Origin of the sequence: Amycolatopsis jejuensis, assembly GCF_000717335.1 — a bacterium.
Lineage (GTDB): Bacteria > Actinomycetota > Actinomycetes > Mycobacteriales > Pseudonocardiaceae > Amycolatopsis > Amycolatopsis jejuensis.
This window is the reverse complement of record NZ_JNYZ01000012.1, coordinates 322,261-341,353: the sequence shown is the minus strand read 5'-3', so window position 1 is coordinate 341,353 and position 19,093 is coordinate 322,261. Positions and strand designations below refer to the sequence as shown.

General features: G+C 68.6%; 17 protein-coding genes. 6 read left to right on the top strand and 11 right to left on the bottom strand.

All coding sequences use genetic code 11. The features are described 5' to 3' along the window. Positions 1-2 precede the first annotated feature (2 nt). Genes OO71_RS19070 through OO71_RS19055 form a run of 4 tightly spaced genes read right to left on the bottom strand, consistent with a single transcriptional unit; the run spans position 3 to position 3,708 of the window. The gene (locus tag OO71_RS19070; RefSeq protein WP_033291135.1) at positions 3-1,031 is read right to left on the bottom strand and encodes an NAD-dependent epimerase/dehydratase family protein; all 1,029 of its coding nucleotides are present in this window, start codon (positions 1,029-1,031) and stop codon (positions 3-5) included. A 3-nt stretch (positions 1,032-1,034) separates the two neighbouring features. Next, positions 1,035-1,685 carry a PIG-L deacetylase family protein gene (locus tag OO71_RS19065; RefSeq protein ID WP_033291134.1) on the bottom strand — a complete coding sequence of 217 codons (651 nt, stop codon included), beginning with the start codon at positions 1,683-1,685 and terminating at the stop codon, positions 1,035-1,037. Then, positions 1,682-2,470, bottom strand: a complete 789-nt coding sequence (locus OO71_RS19060) for a glycosyltransferase family protein (RefSeq protein ID WP_033291133.1) — start codon at positions 2,468-2,470, stop codon at positions 1,682-1,684. Before OO71_RS19060 ends, OO71_RS19065 begins: the two co-directional genes overlap by 4 nt. Continuing rightward, the gene (locus OO71_RS19055; protein ID WP_033291132.1) at positions 2,467-3,708 is read right to left on the bottom strand and encodes a class I SAM-dependent methyltransferase; all 1,242 of its coding nucleotides are present in this window, start codon (positions 3,706-3,708) and stop codon (positions 2,467-2,469) included. The genes OO71_RS19060 and OO71_RS19055 overlap by 4 nt, the downstream gene beginning before the upstream one ends. Before the next feature lie 300 nt (positions 3,709-4,008). On the opposite strand from OO71_RS19055, the gene OO71_RS19050 reads away from it, so the two are divergent. Both OO71_RS19050 and OO71_RS19045 read left to right on the top strand, forming a co-directional pair. Further along, positions 4,009-5,229, top strand: a complete 1,221-nt coding sequence (locus OO71_RS19050) for a glycosyltransferase family 4 protein (RefSeq protein WP_051791695.1) — start codon at positions 4,009-4,011, stop codon at positions 5,227-5,229. A gap of 3 nt (positions 5,230-5,232) precedes the next feature. Further along, the gene (locus OO71_RS19045; RefSeq protein ID WP_033291131.1) at positions 5,233-6,555 is read left to right on the top strand and encodes a UDP-glucose dehydrogenase family protein; all 1,323 of its coding nucleotides are present in this window, start codon (positions 5,233-5,235) and stop codon (positions 6,553-6,555) included. A 3-nt stretch (positions 6,556-6,558) separates the two neighbouring features. On the opposite strand, the gene OO71_RS19040 is transcribed toward OO71_RS19045, so the two are convergent. From OO71_RS19040 to ddaH, 5 genes are all read right to left on the bottom strand, one after another. Further along, positions 6,559-7,596 carry a GNAT family N-acetyltransferase gene (locus OO71_RS19040; protein ID WP_033291130.1) on the bottom strand — a complete coding sequence of 346 codons (1,038 nt, stop codon included), beginning with the start codon at positions 7,594-7,596 and terminating at the stop codon, positions 6,559-6,561. After that, positions 7,596-8,579: a glycosyltransferase family 2 protein gene (locus OO71_RS19035; protein WP_211260553.1), complete on the bottom strand. Its 984-nt coding sequence runs from the start codon at positions 8,577-8,579 to the stop codon at positions 7,596-7,598. The genes OO71_RS19040 and OO71_RS19035 overlap by 1 nt, the downstream gene beginning before the upstream one ends. Beyond that, the gene (locus OO71_RS19030; RefSeq protein WP_084145029.1) at positions 8,567-9,298 is read right to left on the bottom strand and encodes a polysaccharide deacetylase family protein; all 732 of its coding nucleotides are present in this window, start codon (positions 9,296-9,298) and stop codon (positions 8,567-8,569) included. The genes OO71_RS19035 and OO71_RS19030 overlap by 13 nt, the downstream gene beginning before the upstream one ends. A gap of 186 nt (positions 9,299-9,484) precedes the next feature. Beyond that, a complete protein-coding gene (locus OO71_RS19025; protein WP_033291129.1) occupies positions 9,485-10,117 on the bottom strand; it encodes a polysaccharide deacetylase family protein in 633 nt (210 codons plus the stop codon). Between the two features lie 373 nt (positions 10,118-10,490). Continuing rightward, complete coding sequence (ddaH, locus tag OO71_RS19020; protein WP_156096390.1) at positions 10,491-11,318, bottom strand: dimethylargininase; 828 nt, start codon at positions 11,316-11,318, stop codon at positions 10,491-10,493. Between the two features lie 74 nt (positions 11,319-11,392). Between ddaH and OO71_RS19015 the strand changes: the two genes are divergently transcribed. From OO71_RS19015 to OO71_RS19000, 4 genes are all read left to right on the top strand, one after another. Next, positions 11,393-11,833 carry an Lrp/AsnC family transcriptional regulator gene (locus OO71_RS19015; RefSeq protein ID WP_033291128.1) on the top strand — a complete coding sequence of 147 codons (441 nt, stop codon included), beginning with the start codon at positions 11,393-11,395 and terminating at the stop codon, positions 11,831-11,833. A 17-nt stretch (positions 11,834-11,850) separates the two neighbouring features. Further along, positions 11,851-12,612 carry an enoyl-CoA hydratase gene (locus tag OO71_RS19010; protein ID WP_033291127.1) on the top strand — a complete coding sequence of 254 codons (762 nt, stop codon included), beginning with the start codon at positions 11,851-11,853 and terminating at the stop codon, positions 12,610-12,612. A 268-nt stretch (positions 12,613-12,880) separates the two neighbouring features. Then, entirely contained in the window at positions 12,881-14,803 is a 1,923-nt protein-coding gene (locus OO71_RS19005; RefSeq protein WP_033291126.1) for a 2-oxoacid:acceptor oxidoreductase subunit alpha, read from the top strand. Next, entirely contained in the window at positions 14,800-15,864 is a 1,065-nt protein-coding gene (locus OO71_RS19000) for a 2-oxoacid:ferredoxin oxidoreductase subunit beta (RefSeq protein WP_033291125.1), read from the top strand. Before OO71_RS19005 ends, OO71_RS19000 begins: the two co-directional genes overlap by 4 nt. Before the next feature lie 80 nt (positions 15,865-15,944). Here the strand turns inward: OO71_RS19000 and OO71_RS46505 are convergent, their stop codons facing one another. After that, positions 15,945-17,774, bottom strand: a complete 1,830-nt coding sequence (locus OO71_RS46505; RefSeq protein WP_034263234.1) for a LapA family protein — start codon at positions 17,772-17,774, stop codon at positions 15,945-15,947. Positions 17,775-17,786: 12 nt separating this feature from the next. Further along, the gene (locus tag OO71_RS18985; RefSeq protein ID WP_033291124.1) at positions 17,787-18,836 is read right to left on the bottom strand and encodes a polyprenyl synthetase family protein; all 1,050 of its coding nucleotides are present in this window, start codon (positions 18,834-18,836) and stop codon (positions 17,787-17,789) included. Between the last annotated feature and the right edge of the window lie 257 nt (positions 18,837-19,093).

Sequence of the window (19,093 nt, the reverse complement as noted above, 5' to 3'; positions counted from 1 at the left end):
CCTCAGCCGACCGCGACAGGCCGCAGACCGGCATCCACGCTGCCGGTCTCGCCCCGGTCGCGCAGCCGCGCGAGCCGGGTGAACCGCCGGTCGAACGCCTCCTGCGTGAGCCCGTGCGAGCGGTACGCCTCGACGAGCTCCCGCGCCCCGGCCGGCACCGTCCACACGCAGTCGAAGCCCGGCAGTGCCGCACGGACCCGCGAAAAGTCCACCCGGTACGACCGCGGGTCGTTGCCCGCTTCCCCGGTGATCAGCAGGTCCGAACCCGGTACCGCCTCGACGACCGCCTGCGCGATTTCCGCCACGCGCACGTTGTTCGCCTCGGTACCCACGTTGAACGCCTTCGCGTGCACCGCGTCCTTCGGCGCAGTGAGCGCCGCATCGAACGCGCTGGCGATGTCCGCGGCGTGCACCAGCGGACGCCACGGGGTGCCGTCGGACAGCACCCGCACCACGCCGGTGAGGACCGCGTGCCCGACCAGGTTGTTCAGCACGATGTCCGCGCGCAGCCTCGGCGAGAAGCCGAACGCAGTGGCGTTACGGAGAAACACCGGCGTGAAGTCGCTGTCGGCGAGTTCCACGAGGTCGTCTTCCACGCGCACCTTCGACTCGGCGTACGGCGTGACCGGCCGCAGCGGCGCGTCTTCGTCGACCAGACCGTCGCCGCCTGCGCCGTACACCGAGCACGTGGACGCGTACAGGAACCGCCGCACACCGGCTTCCTTCGCGAGCCTCGCCAGCCTCGTCGACGCGCGGTGGTTGATCTCGTAGGTGATGTCCGGTTCCAGCGAGCCGAGCGGGTCGTTGGACAGCGCGGCCAGGTGGATCACCGCGTCGAAGCCGGTGAGCTGGTCGGCCGTGACATCGCGGAGGTCCACGCTGATCGCGGGTGGGTCGTCCGGCTGCGGGCCGAGCACGCAGTCGGCGAACAGACCGGAGTCGAGCCCGGTCACTTCGTGTCCGGACCGCGTGAGCACCGGCGCCATGACGGTGCCGAGGTACCCCTGGTGTCCGGTGAGCAGGACGCGCATCGATCAGTCTCCCGCGAGGTCGAGGGTGAGTTTTCCGGTGTGGAAGGCCTCCGCGTACCGCGCCTGGCATTCGATGCCGCGGATCCGGGCGAGACCGAGGAACGCTTCGCGGTCGTACCACGGCCGGTGCCGCTGGGAAGCGTAATGCTCCTGCAGCAGCGCGACTTTCGCCTCCGCCACTTCCGGCGAAAGCGGCTGGTAGACCGACGGGCGGCCGAGGTCGCCGTCCCATTTCACGATTTCGTAGCCGAGGGCGAACTGGCCGCGGAACGCGGTGGGGATCAGCTTGGCCAGCCCGCGGTGGTCCTGGTGCGCGTCGCCGGTCCACGGCCCGATGACCAGGTCCGGGTCGATCCGCGAACGCAGCCCCTCGACCGCTTCCTTGGCCTCTTCCCACTGCGCGGGAAGGCGGCCGTCCCGCATTTTCCCGACGGTGACCGAAAGCCGCGCGCCCGGGCAGAACGCGGCCAGCGCGGCGCGTTCCTCGTCCTCGCGTTCGGTTCCGCCACCGGACAGCACGAGCGCCTCGACCTCGATCCCCGGCCGGGCCTCGCACAGCGTGAGCAGGGTGCCCCCGGCGCCGATCGCCAGGTCGTCGCAGTGTGCGGCGAGCAGGGCGACCTTCGCCACTCCGGGCAGCCGGGCGCCGATCATCCGGCCGCCACCCGGTCGTTCTCCCAGAGCGCCCATGGCTTTTCGCCCCGTGCGTAGGCCTCGTTCAACGCTGCCCGCTCCTTGATGGTGTCGGTGGGCCGCCAGTAACCGCGATGCGGATAAGACAGTAACCGGCCGCGTTTGGCCAGTTCCGCACAGCCATCGGCAACCAGGTCGCCGTTCTCCGGAATGTGGTCGAACACTTCCTGCCGGAGGGCGAAATACCCGCCGTTCGCCCACAGCGGCATCTCACTCACCGGGGTGATTCCGGACACGAAACCGCTTTCCGCGACCTCGACGCAATGGAACGTCGCGGGAGGCGGGACGATCATCATCGACGCACCGGCGTCGGAGGCGGCAAAGCGGTCGATGATGTCCGGCAATGGCGCGTCGGTGAGCACGTCGGCGTAATTCGCGAGGAAGATCTCCTCGCCTTCCAGATACGGCCGCACGCGGCGCAGCCGTTCCCCGATCGGCGAGTTGATCCCCGTCTGCACGAAGGTGATCCGCCAGTCCGAGATGTCGGTGGACAGCAGGTCGACCGCACCGCGGTGCAGCACGAAATCGTTGGACGCGCTTTCCTCGTAATGCAGGAAGAAGTCCTTGATGTGATGCGCACCGTAACCGAGGCACAACACGAAGTCCTTGTGGCCGAAGTGCGCGTAGTACCGCATTACGTGCCACAGCAGCGGCCGTGGTCCGACGAGCTGCATCGGTTTCGGCGCATCACCGGGTCCGGACTGCATTCGCGTGCCGTACCCGCCGCAGAACAGCACCACCTTCATCGCGTCACCTCGGGGTCGACGATCTCCAGCTGCGGGATCGGGAACACGAGCTTGCCGCCCCATTCCCCGATGTACGACAACTGTTCGGTGAGCTCGTCCCGCAGATTCCACGGCAGCACGAGCACGTAGTCCGGCCGGTCCTGGGCAATCCTCTCCGGTTCGAGGATCGGAATGCGCGTACCGGGCGTGAATCGGCCGTGTTTGTACGGGTTCCGATCCACCGTATAGGCCAGGAGATCCGGCCGGATGCCGCAATGGTTGAGCAGCGTGTTGCCTTTCCCGGGCGCTCCGTAACCGACTACGGTACGACCCTCGCGAGCCGCTTCGACGAGGAACCCGAGCAATTCCCGGCGCACCGTCGCGACCCGGCGGCCGAATTCCGCGTATCCCGCAAGTTCGTGCAATCCCGCGGTTTTCTCCCGCTCCAGCACCTCCAGCACCCGCGCGCTCGGCTCACCCGCGGCTTCGTCGGGCCGCGCCCACAGCCGGATCGAACCGCCGTGCGTGGGCAGCAATTCGACGTCGACGAGGGTGAGCCCGCCGCTCGCGAGCGCCCGCTGCGCGGAAGCGACGGTGTAGTACTGGAAATGCTCGTGGTAAATCGTGTCGTACTGGTTCAGTTCCATCAGCGTCAGCAGGTGCTGCACCTCGATGGACACCCAGCCGTCGTCCGCGACGAGACCGCGCAGCCCACGCGTGAATCCGATCACATCGGGGATGTGCGCGTACACATTGTTGGCCACTACAAGATTCGCGGGACCATTCTGCTCGCGCACCTTCGCGGCCGTTTCCTCGTCGAGGAACGCGGTGAGCGTGGGCACCCCGCGGTCACGCGCGGCCTGTCCGACGTTCGCCGAAGGCTCAATCCCCAGACAGCGAATCCACCGCTTCACCACATGCTGGAGCAGGTATCCGTCGTTGCTGGCGACCTCCACCACGAATCCGTCTTGCTCCAGCCCGAGCCGCTCGACCGCACCGGCGACGAACCGCTCTGCGTGCTCGACCCAGGACGTGGAGTAAGAGGAAAAGTAGGCGTATTCGGTGAAAGTGTCCTCCGGCGTGATCAGCGGAGGCAGCTGGGCAAGCCAGCATTCGGTGCAAACCCGCAGGTGCAGCGGGTAGGTGACCTCGGGTTCGTCGAGCTGCTCCGCCGTGAGGAAGAGCTCGCACGGCGGGGTCGCGCCGAGGTCGGCTACGTCCGCCAGGCTCGTGGAGCCGCAGAGTCGGCAGGTCAGCATGGGACGCCCTCTCCGGGGGTGGCCGCGGCTTCGCTGGTCGAGTGCCGCTTACGCCCCGGTATTCGCTCCGCACCGGGGGCCGCGTTACAGCGGTACGGGCGGTGTAGCGGCGGTCTCGCGAGCGTCACCGAAAAGCGGCAACGGAAAATCCCCGCGGTGCGTTTCCGGCACACCGCGGCGGAGTCGGAAAGCCTTGCCGCACAGGTAATCATAGGAACGATCTCACTTTTCTCATCCGGGTAACAGACCCGGTCGGCGTAGCGAACTAAGAACGTCGACCATCTGCATGGAGAGGCCGCCATGACGCGTCCCCACGTCCTCGTCATCGTCCAGAACCTCCCGGTCCCGCTCGATCGCCGGGTGTGGCTCGAATGCCGCGCATTGACCGAAGCCGGCTTCGAGGTGTCGGTGATCTGCCCGAAGGGCGAAGGGGACCCTGGTTACGAGGTCCTCGAGGGCGTCCACCTCTACAAGTACGCGCCGTCACCGCAGGCGGGCGGAGTGTTCGGTTACGCGCTGGAGTTCGGCTACTCCTGGCTGCGCACGGCGTGGCTGAGCCGAAAGGTGTGGCGCCGTAAGCCATTTGCGGCAATGCAGGCCTGCAACCCGCCGGACACCTACTGGGCCCTCGCACGGCTGTGGCAGCGCCGCGGCGCGCGGTTCGTGTTCGACCACCACGACCTCAACCCCGAGGTGTTCCGGTCCCGCTTCGGCGAACCGACCGGCCGCGGCTCGCGCGCGCAGCTGGCCGGGTTGTACTGGCTGGAGAAGATGACCTTCCGCACCGCGGATCACGTCATCTCCACCAACACCTCGTACCAGCAGATCGCCATCGACCGCGGTGGCGTGCCGAAGGAGCGCACGAGCGTGGTGCGGTCCGGGCCGGACACGTCGGTGATGCGGCCGGGCCGCCCGGTGCCGGAACTGCGTCGCGGACGCAAGCATCTCGCCGTATGGCTGGGCATCATGGGCCCGCAGGACGGCGTCGACGTGGTCCTCGACATCGCCCGGCGCACCGTGTTCGAGCACGGCCGCGACGACGTGCAGTTCGCCGTGCTCGGCTTCGGCGACTGCCTCGAAGACCTGCGCAAGCAGTGCACCGAACTCGGTCTCGACGACTACGTCGACCTTCCCGGGCGCGTCGGACCGGCGGAGATCTCGGAGTACTTCTCCACCGCCGCGGTCGGGTTGTCGCCGGACCCGCTCAACCCGCTCAACGACGTGTCCACGATGAACAAGACGATGGAGTACCTGGCCTACGGACTGCCCGTGGTCGCCTACCGGCTCACCGAGAACGCCATCTCGGCAGGCGACTGCGCGGTGTACACCGAACCCGGCGACGCGGCCGGGTTCACCGATGAGCTCGTCGCCCTGCTGGACGACCCGGAACGCCGCGAGGACCTCGGCAAGCGGGGCAGGCTGCGGGCCGAACGCGAACTCGACTGGGCCCCGCAGGCGCGGACCTACGTCGCGGTATACGACCGGCTGCTGCGCCGCAGCGGCGCCACCGAGGGGATCTGAGCAATGTTCATCCGAAGAATCGCCGTGGTCGGCACCGGTTACGTCGGCCTGACCACCGGAGCCTGTCTCGCCTCGCTCGGCCACCGCGTGGTGTGCGCCGACGTCGACCCGGACAAGATCGCGCGGCTCTCGCGCGGCGAGGTCGACATCCTGGAACCGCGGCTGGCCGAACTGGTCGCCGAAGGGCTCGCGGCCGGGCGGCTGAGCTTCGTGCTCGGCGCCAAGGCCGCAGTCGTACCTGCTGATGCGGATTCCGCTGCCGAGATCGTGTTCCTGTGCGTGCCGACGCCGATGGGGGTCGGCGGCGTCGCGGACCTCGGTTCCGTGGAAGCCGTGCTGGCCGAGATCACCGACGTACTCGCGCCGGATACGGTGGTGGTCAACAAGTCGACCGTGCCGGTGGGTACCGCGGACCGCACGCTGGAACTGCTCGGCCGCGAGGACGTCGCCGTGGTGAGCAATCCGGAGTTCCTTCGTGAGGGGTCGGCGGTCGAGGACTTCCTGAAGCCGGACCGGATCGTGGTCGGCAGCCGGTCGCAGGACGCGGCCGAACGCGTCGCGGCGCTGTACTCGCGGCTGGGCGCGCCGACCGTGCTCACCGACGCGGCGAGCGCGGAGCTGGTCAAGTACTCGGCAAACTGTTTCCTCGCCATGAAATTGTCGTACGTCAACGCGATGGCCGAGCTGTGCGAGCGGCTGGGGGCCGACATCGGCGACGTCACCGAGGGCATGGGGTACGACCGCCGGATCGGCCAGTCGTACCTCAAGCCGGGTCCGGGCTGGGGTGGTTCGTGCCTGCCGAAGGACACTCGCGCGATGCTGCAGATCGCCGACTCCGCGGACTTCGAGTTCCGCTTGCTGCGCGCGGCAATCGACACCAACGAGCGGCAGCGGCAGCGCATTGTGGACAAAGTGCGGCAGGCGGTCACCGGCCGTCGCTCGGGCACGCTGTCGCACGCCCGGCTCGGCCTGCTCGGCCTGACGTTCAAGGCGCACACCGACGATCTGCGCGATTCCCCGGCGCTCGCAGTGGCCGCGATGCTTCGGCAGGACGGTGCCGAGCTGGTGGCGTACGACCCGGCCCTGTCCGCGGACACGGCGCACCCGGGGCTGGAGTCGATCAGCGTCGTCGAGGATCCGGAGCTGGCGGCGAAGGACGTCGACGCGCTCGTGGTGCTCACCGAATGGCCGCAGTTCCGGTCGCTGGACTGGCCACGGCTGGCGGAGCTGACCCGTCAGCCGGTGGTGGTGGACACGCGGAATCTGATCGACCCCGATGTGCTTGCCCGCGCCGGATTCCGGTGGGACGGGCTCGGGCGGGGCTGAGTTTCAGCGGAGGCGCCGCACCACCGCGCGGAGGTGCGGCGCCAGCGGGGATTCTTTGACCTTGTCCACCACGGTTTTCTCGACCTTGCGGACGATCTTGCGCAGCCCGCCCCTGCTCACCTGCCCCTGATGCACGGTGACCTGACCGGTCATCGCGCGCCGTTTGTATTCGTCCTCGCCACGGCCGAGGTCGATCCGGTGTACGCCGAGGTGCGGCGCGGACTGGACCAATTCCCGCAGCAGGATCCAGCCGGGGGCGAGCCGGGCGAACGCCGGGTCGTACACCGGGAACCACCAGTGCAGTACGCCACCGTCGCGGATGCCGAAGTGCGCGGCGAGGAGTTTCTGTCCTACGTGGACTGTCGAGAGCAGACCGCTGAAGGAATCCTCTTTGGTCGTGAAAAGCCGGTGCAGCAATGCTTTCCGGCTCGGTTCGGCGAAATAGTCGCGCGCTCCGGTGGCCGCGTATTGGCCGCGTTTGAGCCGGATCACCTCGTCGAGGAGCGCCGGGTCTCGATTGTCCGCGACGAATCGCAGCTCACCGTGTTCCCGGGCGGCTTTCGCTGCTCGCCGACGCGCCTGGCCCATGTTGTCCTTGCCGCTGCGTGAAGCTCGGGCCAGATAAGCGTCAAGACCACCTTCGACGTCCAGGAATGGCGAAGGCATCGCGCTTTCGATCCAGGGGGCGAACTCTTTCCCCGGGTCCAGCAAATGGTCGAAGCCGAAGGCACCGGTCTTTAACGCAGGGAGCAGTCCAGCCACCGGAAAATTGTTGCCAGCAGCGAGAATCGGCGATTGGAAGTCGGCAGCGGGCCAGCCTGCCGGACGGGCGATGCCCCCCTCGGTATGCACCGGGAATAGCGCCGTTATTTGGTTTCCTTCTTCGACAATGGCGACCTTTACCGGCGGCCCCTCAGCATGTACCGCGGCCGCAAAGGCCGGATGGAAATACGGGCTGTCCAATACCGGATTCGCCGCGCGGAGCGTATGCCAGGCGTCCAGTTCACGCGGTGCCAACCGGCCGAAGTCGACGACGCGCATCAGCCGGGAAGCGCAGTCAGGCGACGGGACGGCCGCAGCAACGCCACCAATGCCGCACGTGCGGTACGCCGTCCGGCAACGGCCCGAATCAACTCACCCACAGTCACCGCAGCGAAATACCCAGCTGATGCGAGCTTCCCACTGCGACGGCTGAACAACCGCACCCGATTGACCGTAAGCAAGGCCCACAGCACCGGATTCGTCCCGCATTCCCCGCCGATGTGCTCGACCTCCGCCGCCGGTTCGTACCACGGCTCCCAGCCACGATCCCTCGCACGCAACGAGAATTCCGTTTCCTCGCCGTACAAGAGAAAAGATTCGTCCCACGGACCGAGCGTACGAGCAGCGTCGGCAGCAATGAGCATGGCCGCGCCAGTCCCCCACGCAACGGGACCAGGCCGTTCGTAATGCGCCGGATCGGTGATCAGCTCGCCGAGCGTGCCCCACCGCCCGGCGCGACTACCACCGACCAGCGATTCGGCCAGCGCCCGCCGCACTGTCGGGGGACGGCGTAGCGACGGCTGGAGCGTCCCGTCGGAATCGAGCAGCCGTGGGTACACAATTCCACGCCCCGGCTGTTTCAGCGCACGCGCGAGAATGGCCAGCGAACCGCTTTTCGGGCGAGCGTCGGGATTGAGCACGAAAATGCCGTCGACCTCGGCCGCGAGACTCTCGACCGCGCTGTTGATTGCCGCCGCATACCCGCCGTTACGGCCGGTGCGCAGCAGCCGGACCGGAATGTCCCAGTCCCGCTGCGCCACCTCGGCCGTACCGTCGCCCGACATATTGTCCGCGACGACCACTTCGGACAGTTGGACCCCGCGGGCCGCGCCGACGAGCGACGCGAGGCACCCGGGTAGCACGTCCGCGCTGTTGTAGGTCACGACGACGACCGCGACGCGAAACGGCTGCTCTCTCACGGCCGGGATGTCGCCGCGGACCATGTCGTTGTTACGGCGGGTTGTCCGGTTCAGCCCCGCCATTGCTTGACGAACTTCGCCACCGTCCGCCGAGCCCGGCGCCGGATCCCGGGCGCCCCGGCGAGCACGTCGTCGATCCAGGCGTCGTCGAGGTCGTGCCGCAGGCTGGTGCGGGGCTGCAGCCAGCTGTCGCCGCGGGCAGCGCCACCGTCGCTGGTGTACACGCGCTGCACGCCGGACGCCCGCAACGCGGCGAGCACCCGCCGGTCGTACGACCCGAACGGCACGGCCACGCGCCGCACCGGCACGCCCGCATGCCGGGCAAGCACCCGCGGCGCGATCCGGAACTCCTGCTCGACGTGCTGTCCACCGAGCCGCCGCCAGTCGCGGTGCGCCCACCCGTGCGACCCGACACTCATTCCCGAACCGAGCAATGCGTCGATCCCGTCCGCGTCGATCCGCCCCTTCTCGCCGACGCGCCCGGCAAGCAGGAAGAACTCCGCGGTGAGCCCGCGCTCGATCAGCTTCGGCAGCGCGATCTCGACGTCCGAGGCGTTGCCGTCATCGAAGGTCAGCCGCACATCGGGGCGCTCGACCACGGCATCCAGCACCCGCTCGAACTGATCCGCGCGGACCCACGTGTGATCCTCACCAGGCTCCAGCTCCCGCGGCGGTTTCCCGATCCCGTGCACCGTGAGGTTGACGACCCGCCCGGTGGACACGGCCACGCGCTTGACCGGATTCTCGAGAACGTTGCTTCTGGTACCGAACTTGCCCGCCATCTGCACACCCTCCCTCGCTGCCCTCTTTCGAGTCTTATCGGACCAAAAGGGACAAAAGTTACACGGGCATGCATCGTTACTCGAACGGAGCAATCGATTACGGGATCACTTAACTAAAACAGATATCAGCAGGTACTTTTCACACCGCTAATTGCAATTAACCGGCAGTTTGCCTCGGTGCCGAATTCACCGAACCGGCCGGGGAGCCCACCGAGCCGCCCACCGCCGAGGCCGCCGCGACGCCGCCTCCGCCCACCGAGGACTGAGGTCCGACCGGATCTCCGTCCGCGGCCGCACCCACGCGGCCCCCCGGGCAGCACCGACATTCGCATACACGCGCGTCGCACCAGCGTCCCGCAAGTGCGTCAGCACGCGCCGGTCAAACCGCCCCTCCGGCAGCGAAAACCGCTGCACCGGAGTCCCACTGAGCTTCTCGAGCAACCGCGGCGCCAAATCAAGCTCCCGATGAACCGCAAACGTACTGTCCAGCCGCCGCCAGTCCACCCGATCCCACCCATGCGACCCGACGTGCATCCCGGCATCAACCAACTGCCGAAGCCCATCCCGGTCGACGTACCCCCGCTCCCCAACCCGCCCGGCAAGCGGAAAAAACTCGGCGAACACCCCGCGCTCAACCAACCGGGGCAACGCAATCTCAACATCGGACGAATTACCGTCATCAAAGGTCAGATGGGCACCGGTACGCACCACAACCTCAAGCAACGACTCGAACTGCTCGACGGTAATCCACCGCTCATCCTCCCCAGGATCGAGCGCACGCAGAGGCCTGCCAATCCCGTGCACCGCAAAGGTGATCATCAGCAGCCTCCAGTCCGACGTACCCTACCCGATTAATCGGATTCGCAAACGGACTAGTTACCACCAACCCCGAAAGTAAGGCCTTAACCACCGCCCCAACCACCCCGCTCACCCTCGACACAGCAGGAACCCGCGCACATATCCCCACGTGGGAACCCCTTAGACCCCCCGGCCCCCTTCGTCCTTGCCCGCAGTTGCGGCGAGCCGGCCGGGTCAAGGGTGGGCGCAGCCCATCGCGCAGCGACGCCGCAGGCGCCCTTGAGGCGGCCGGCTCGCCGTAACACACTCGAGGCAAGAAGGGGGCCCACCAGCCGAGCACCACCCCCGCACCCGAAACCCCCAGTACCCCAGCCCCACCCCCCAACGCGCCCCCCTACTTACGAATCTCCAACGTGCAACACTTCGGCCCCCCACCAGCCTTCCTCAACTCCGAAACCTCCACATAAACCACCTCAAACCCCCTCCCCTCCAACTCCGACCCCAGCCCCGTGGCCTCCACCGGCAGAACCACATTCCGCCCGTCCGAAACCCCATTCAACCCAAACCACTCCGCATCAACCGAAGACGCCACCACCGCCTCCGGGAACATCCTCCGCAACACCCGCTGCGACCCGGGAGAAAACGCCTCCGGGTAATAAGCAACATTCGACTCACTCAACACAAACAACGCCGTATCCAAGTGGTAATACCGAGGATCGACCAGCTGCAGGGACACCACCGGCACCCCCAGCACCTCCTGCGCCTCCGCATGCGCTGCCGGATCAGTCCGGAACCCGGTACCGGCCAGCAGCACCTGCCCGGTCCAGGCGAAGTCCCCCTCCGCCTCGTTGATCTTCTCCGGCATCGTCAGATCCCGGTACCCATGCTCCAGGAACCACCGCCGGAAATGCTCAGCCTCGGCCGCCCGCTGCGGCGCCCGGAACCGCGCCCCGAGCACCCGCCCGCCGACGACCGTGCCCGAGTTGGCCGCGAACACCATGTCCGGCAACCCCGGCTGCGGCTCGATCTCCTCCACCGTGTGGCCGAGCCGCCGGTAGGTGTCCCGCAGCTCGGTCCACTGCGCGACGGCGACGTCCACGCTGACCGGCTTCGACGGATCCATCCAGGGGTTGATCGAGTAGTCCACCGCGAAGTAACGCGGCGGGCACATCAGGTAGTGGCGGGGCGTCGGCACCCGCGGAGGTACAGCCTCTCCCTGCATACGACCAGGCTAAGGCGGGCCTAATCTCGCAATCAATCGCTGTTCACTGCGCACATACATGCTAAACATTGCGTGTGAACACCATCGACCAGCGAATCGTTTCCTGCCTGCTGGCCAACGCGCGCTCCAGCTACTCGGAGATCGGCAACGTCGTCGGGCTGTCCGCTCCGGCGGTGAAACGCCGCGTCGACCGGCTGCTCGAAACCGGCGTCCTGCGTGGCTTCACGGCGGTCGTCGACCCGGAGGCGCTCGGCTGGGGCACCGAGGCCTTCGTCGAGGTCCACTGCCAGGGCAACGTCACCCCCGGCCGGATCCGCGCGCGGCTCGAACCGCTGCCGGAGGTCGTCGCCGCGTACACGGTGTCCGGCGCCGCCGACGCGATCGTGCACCTGCGGGCCGCCGACATCCACCATCTCGAAACCGCACTGGAACGCCTGCGCGGCCTCGAAATCATCGACCGCACGGTCTCGACGGTCGTCCTTTCGCGCCTGCTGGACCGGCCACCGACGCCCTGAGCTGAGATGCTCCCGGCATGACCGACCGCATCCACAGCGAGCACGACCACGGCGTCGCCCTGCTCACCGTCGACGCTCCGAACAGCCGGAACGCCCTCACCCTCGACCTCTCCGCCGAGCTCGCCGCCGCGGTCGAGCGGGCCGAAGCCGACGAGAGCGTGCACGCGGTGATCGTCACCGGCGCGCCCCCGGCGTTCTGCGCGGGCGCCGACCTGACCGCGCTCGGCGAAGCGGATTCCGCGGGGCTGCGCTCCGTGTACGCCGGATTCCTCGCGGTAGCGCGTTGCACCCTGCCGACGATCGCCGCGGTCGGCGGGGCCGCGGTCGGCGCTGGTCTAAACCTTGCGCTCGCCGCCGACGTCCGCATCGTGGGAGCCCGGGCCAAGTTCATCCCGCGCTTCCTCGAGCTCGGCCTGCACCCCGGCGGCGGCATGACCTGGATGGCGCACCGGCTGCTCGGACCACAGCAGACCGCCGCGATGACCTTGTTCGGCGAGTCCCTCGACGCCACGGCCGCGGTCCGGGCCGGGCTCGCCTTGCGGCTGGTCGACGGCGACCACGACGCGCTGGTCCAGGCCGCCCGTGACCTCGCCGCACCGACGGTCGCCGCGCCGCGCGAGGTCGTGCTGTCCACCAAGCGGACCCTGCGGCACACGAGCGGGCTGACCGAGCACGCCGCGGCCGTGGACGCCGAGATCGCGCCCCAGCTGGAATCGCTGACCGCACCGGCATTCGCCGAACGGCTCGCCGCGATGAAAGCCCGGATCAGCGGCCGCTGATCCGGTCACTGGCACAATTCCCACATCCTAGGAACCCTCAAGCTGGAGCAAGCTGCTGGTCAGCGCGGTCGCGCGGGCAGGAGACGTGCGTCACTGCGGTCCGCGGCCGGATTCGCCCTACCATCAAAGGAACCCCCAGTACGGGCGCCAGGTCCGGGTCCCCCGCATTTCCGGCGGCAGCCGAGTAACCTCGGAAGCAGGCCTCGGCGTCTCCCCGGGGAGCCGACCCGGGGCCGCAGCACGTCGGGAGAGAGGGATTCCCTGACCCATGAGCACGAGTGCGAACGGCAGCGCAGCCGGCAACGGTGCGTTGACCGCGACCCGGTCCACCGAGGTGAACAAACTGGATCGGGTGGTCATCCGGTTCGCCGGTGACTCTGGCGACGGGATGCAGCTGACCGGTGACCGGTTCACCTCCGAGGCGGCGGCGTTCGGCAACGACCTGTCCACCATGCCGAACTTCCCGGCGGAAATTCGCGCACCACAGGGCACCATCCCGGGTGTCTCGTCGTTCCAGGTGCATTTCGCCGACTACGACATCCTCACCCCTGGCGACCGGCCGGACGTGCTCGTCGCGATGAACCCCGCGGCGCTGAAGGCCAACGTGCACGACGTTCCGCACGGCGGCACGATCATCGTCAACACCGACGAGTTCTCCAAGCGCAACCTGGTCAAGGTCGGCTACGACGCGGACCCGCTGGAGGACGATTCGCTGTCGGCCTTCCAGATCCACCGGGTCGCCATGTCGACCCTCACCCAGGGTGCGCTCGCGGACACCGGCCTCGGCAAGAAGGACGCCGAGCGCTGCAAGAACATGTTCGCGCTCGGCCTGCTGTCGTGGATGTACCACCGGCCCACCGAGGGCACCGAGACGTTCCTGCGCGAGAAGTTCGCGAAGAAGCCGGACATCGCCGAGGCGAACATCCTGGCCTTCCACGCGGGCTGGAACTACGGCGAGACCACCGAGTCGTTCGCCACCACCTTCGAGGTCGCGCCCGCGAAGCTGAACAAGGGCACGTACCGGCAGATCACCGGCAACACCGCGCTGGCGTACGGGCTGGTGGCCGCCGGGCAGCAGTCCGGGCTGCAGATCCTGCTCGGCACGTACCCGATCACGCCGGCCTCGGACGTGCTGCACGAGCTGTCCAAGCACAAGAACTTCGGCATCATCACCTTCCAGGCCGAGGACGAGATCGCCGGGATCGGCGCCGCGCTCGGCGCGTCGTACGGCGGCGCGCTGGGGGTCACGTCCACGTCCGGTCCCGGGGTCGCGCTGAAGTCCGAGACGATCGGCCTCGGCGTGATGACCGAGCTGCCGCTGGTGGTCGTCGACGTGCAGCGCGGCGGGCCGTCCACCGGCCTGCCCACCAAGACCGAGCAGGCCGACCTGCTGCAGGCGATGTTCGGCCGGAACGGCGAATCGCCGGTGCCGATCGTCGCGCCGCTCTCGCCCGCGGACTGCTTCGACGCCGCGCTGGAGGCCACCCGGATCGCGCTCAAGTACCGCACGCCGGTGCTGCTGCTGTCCGACGGCGCCATCGCCAACGGGTCCGAACCGTGGCTGATCCCGGACGTCGAGGACCTGCCCGACCTGCGTGTGGAGTTCGCGAGCAAGCCGAACGCCACGGACGGCTCCGGCGAGTTCTGGCCGTACCTGCGCGATCCGGAGACCCTGGCGCGCGAATGGGCCGTGCCGGGCACGGCCGGGCTGCAGCACCGCATCGGCGGGCTGGAGAAGCAGGACGGCAAGGGCAGTATTTCCTACGACCCCGACAACCACGACAAGATGGTGCGGCTGCGCCAGGCGAAGATCGACGGGATCGACGTGCCGGACCTGGTCGTCGACGATCCCTCCGGCGAGGCCCGCGTGCTGGCGCTCGGCTGGGGGTCCTCCTACGGCCCGATCGGCGCGGCCTGCCGGCGCGTGCGCAAGCTCGGAATGCCGATCGCGCAAGCACATCTGCGCCACCTCAACCCGCTGCCGGGCAACCTCGGCGACGTGCTGGCGCGGTACGACAAGGTCGTGGTCCCGGAGATGAACCTCGGCCAGCTCGCGCTGCTGCTGCGCGGCAAGTACCTGGTGGACGTGCACTCGCACACGAAGGTCGCGGGCCTGCCGTTCAAGGCGGAGGAGTTGCAGAACGTGTTCGCCGACATCATCGCCAACCTGGTTCCGGAGGGTGTCAAGTGACCGCGATCGATTTGGGGCTGCCGCAGCTGGGTGGCCTCGACCTGGTGCCCACCAACGACGAGCCGCAGAAGGCCAAGGACTACAAGTCCGACCAGGAAGTGCGCTGGTGCCCCGGCTGCGGCGACTACGTGGTGCTCAACGCGGTGCAGTCGTTCCTGCCCTCGCTGGGGCTGAAGCGCGAGAACATCGTGTTCATCTCCGGCATCGGCTGCTCGTCGCGGTTCCCGTACTACCTCGACACGTACGGCATGCACTCGATCCACGGCCGCGCGCCGTCGATCGCCACCGGGCTCGCGACCACGCGGCCGGACCTGTCGGTGTGGGTCGTCACCGGTGACGGCGACGCGCTGTCCATCGGCGGCAACCACCTGATCCACGCGTTGCGGCGCAACGTGAACATCAAGATCCTGCTGTTCAACAACCGGATCTACGGGCTCACCAAGGGCCAGTACTCGCCGACGTCCGGACAGGGCATGGTCACCAAGTCCACCCCGATGGGCTCGCTGGACACGCCGTTCAACCCGCTGTCGCTCGCGATCGGCGCGGAGGCGTCGTTCGTCGGCCGCGCGCTGGACTCCGACCGCAAGGGCCTCACCGAGGTCCTCGAAGCGGCGGCGAAACACCGCGGTTCGGCACTGGTGGAGATCTACCAGAACTGCCCGATCTTCAACGACGGCGCGTTCGACGTCCTGAAGGACAAGGACGAGGCGGCGCAGCGGCTGATCCCGCTGCACGCGGGCGAGCCGATCCGGTTCGGTTCCGAGGGCGAGTACGGCGTGCGCCGCGGCGACTGGGGCGGGCTCGACGTCGGCAAGGTCGCCGAAATCGGCGAGGAGAACCTGGTGGTGCACGACCCGTCAATCGCCGACACGTCGTACGCCTTCGCCCTCACCCGGCTCGGCGACCAGAACCTCAACCACGTCCCCACCGGCATCCTGCGGCAGGTCGAGCGCCCCACATACGACGACGCGGCCCGCGCCCAGGTCGAGCAGGCCCGCGAAGCCCGCACCCCAGATCTGCAGGGCCTGTTGCGCGGCAAGGACACCTGGACCGTCGACTGACTCCGTCAGCTGAAAGTCCGTGAAGGGAACCATGACGGAATCAGATTCCCTCATGGTTCCCTTCACGGACTTGGGCTTGCTCAGTGCAGCGGCCGGAACCCGACGCGCTCGGCATCGGCCGCGCTGCGGAACCAGACCTCCGCGACCATCCGCGGGAACTGCGCTGATTCCTCGGTGCAGTACCGCAAAGCGGTGACGCTCGCCTTCACCGTGAACCCGTCTCCCGGACGGCCACCGCCCGGACGCGGCATCGCCGACCCCGGGCCGAACGGCCCCGGTGGAATCGCGTCGTCGGCGCTTTGGCGGGCAGGCGGGGGTTCGGGGGCGTTCATCGCGGCCTGGTTCGGCTGGACGGACGGCTCGAAGAGCGATCCGCTGTGCGCTCCGCTCACGCCGGGGTCACGCCGCTCCACCGGCCGCATCGACGGCTGAATGGGCCGCGGCGGATCGAACCCACCCCGCGGGGATTCGCGGCGCTGCCGCTTCGGCAGTACCTGGGCGCCGTCCGGAATGTCCTCAATGGACTCCGGGGGCTCAATGGGTTCTGGGGACTCCGGGGACTCGGCAGGCGCTTCGGGCAGTTCAGCCGAGGTGAGGTGGTCAGTCGCCGGGGCCTCGTCGAGATGCCCGGCCCCCGGCTCGCTCGCGAGGTGCCCGGCGCCCGAATCGGCGTACCCGACACTCGGCATTCCCGCGGCGGTGGGATCCGACGGCTCCTCGAACGCCGACCGCGCGGGAGGATCCGGCTGCGCAAACCAGTCCGGCTCAGCTGCCGGAGGGTTGCGCGGACCGGGACGGAACAGGGAAACCGGCCCCTCGGACGCTTCGGACTCCGAAGTGGACGGTTCCACCGAGGTGTCCGAAGTGGACGGATTGGTGGGCGAGGGGGTGAACAGCGCCGAACCGTCCGAAGTGGACGACTCCGGGGTGAATGGCTCTGCGGGGTATGACTCGGTGGTGAACGGCTCCGGAGTGGACAGTGCCGAAGCGGAGGTTTGGTCCGCCGCAGCGGGATCCAGCCGACGCTCCAAACCGGACAGTGCATCGGGCTCCGCCCCGGAGCGCTGCCCCGTGCTCTCGGCAAGGCGGTGGTAACCGGAGTCGTGCTCCTCGACCGGCTCGGCAACCCGGCTGTGGTAACCGGAATCGGGCCCGTCAGCAGGCTCGGCAACCCGGCCGTATCCGGAGTCGGATTGGTTGGCAGGCTCGGCAACCCCGCTGCCGTAACCGGAAGCAGGCGCAACCCCGCGATATCCGTGGTCGGCCTGATCGGCAGGCTCGGCAGCCCGGTGGAAGGCGCTGCCGGGCCCGCCCGGTTCCGCCGTTCCGTACCCGGCCGGTTCCGCTGCCGGTTCGGCGACCCGGTGGTACCCCGGCTCTTCCTCGACCGGGGCCGGCTCGGCGACCCGGTGCTGGCCGCTGTCGTGGTCGTCGGCGATGCGGTGGTAGCCGGACTCGCGCTCGACCGGCGTCAGGTAGTCGGTGGCCGACACGCGGTACGCCGCCGTCGAGTCCGCCGTCTCCTCGGCTTCGGCGCGGGCGAACGCTTCGTCCACGTCCTCGTCGCGGGTCGTCTCCGGTTCCGGGGCCGTGCGGTACTCCGCGTCGTACTCCGACTCCGGTTCGAAGGTGCGCGTCGGCGGCTCGAAGGTGCGCGTGGCCGGCGGGATCAGCTCCGTGGGGGCGTGCTCACGCTGGTCACGGGTCCAGTCCTCGGCGGGCGGCGTCAGCACCGCCGTGCGCGACGCGTTGGCCGGGACGCGCGCCGATTCGGCGTGCGCGGCCGTCAGCTCCGCCTCCAGGTCCCGGACCCGCTTGCGCGCGGGACGCGCCAGCACCAGCCACGCGACGAGCGCGCCGACGAAGAAGGCCAGCAGGCTCCACAGCCACACCTGCCCGAAAATGGACATTTACCGCCCCTTTTAGAACGTTCGCGCGACCAGGTAGTCGGCGACCGACTCGCAAGCGTCGCGCGCAGGGGACGCGGGCAGCGCGGCGAGCTCGGCACGTGCTCGGGAAGCGTAGTCGGAAAGGGTGGCCCGCGCGCGTTCGAGGCCGCTCGAACGACGCAGCAGGTCAAGTGCCTCGTCGACCAGCTTGTCCTCGGTGATCGGGCCGGCGAGCAGCTCCACCAGCCGAGGGTCCGTGCAGGGGTCGGCGAGCGCGTACAGCATCGGCAGCGTGCGCACGCCTTCTCGCAGGTCAGTGCCCTGCACCTTGCCCAGTTCGGCCGACGGCGACGCGATGTCGATGACGTCGTCGGAGATCTGGAACGCGGTGCCGATGATCTCGCCGAACCGGCGCAGTGCCAGGATGTGCTCCTCGGCTGCGCCGGACATCATCCCGCCGAAGCGGCCGGACGTCGCGATCAGCGAGCCGGTCTTCTGCGCGATCACGGTGAGGTAGTGCTCGACCGGGTCGTCGCCGGGACCCGGGCCGACCGTCTCGCGCATCTGGCCGGTGACCAGTTCACCGAATGTCTCGGCGATGATCCGCGCCGCGTCCGTGCCGAGGTCGGCGACGAGCCGCGAGGCGTGCGCGAAAAGGAAGTCTCCGGTGAGGATCGCGACGGTGTTGTCCCAGCGCGCGTTGACGCTCTCCGCGCCGCGCCGCATGGTCGCCTCGTCCATCACGTCGTCGTGGTACAGCGTGGCCAGGTGCACCAGCTCGACCGCCGCGGCGGCGATGAGCACCTGCTCCCCCTGCTTGGGCCCGAAGTGCGAAGACAGCAGCGTGAAGAGCGGGCGAAAACGTTTGCCCCCGGCTTCGACCAGGTGCAACGCGGCGTCGTGGACGGCAGGCACATCGCTCTTGACGACGTCCCGCAGCATCGTCTCGACGTCGGCCAGTCCCCCGGCGATGGCCCGCAGCAGCGGCTCGTCCTGGATCTGCAGCCCGACGGTCGCGCGCAGGTCCTCGACAGCGCCATCCCGGGCCGTGGCGGAACCCGCCCCCGGAGGTGGTGAAGACACAGACACGTCGGCTCCGCTCTCTCATGGCACTGGTTCGCAAACCGGCATTACCCCCTTCAGGGTAATGGTTGGCCCGGTGCCGCCGTTTACCCGCTGTCCTGCGGAAACGGTGACGAACATGACACCGGCGCCGCTGGTCGGGGCCGGGCCACGAACGGGTAGATCCACGGTCCCGGACGGGTGATCACGGCGCGGAGCGGCAACGGGCGAATCGGACCTGCGGATAGTCACTGGAGGAAGACCGTCAGCGAGGAGAC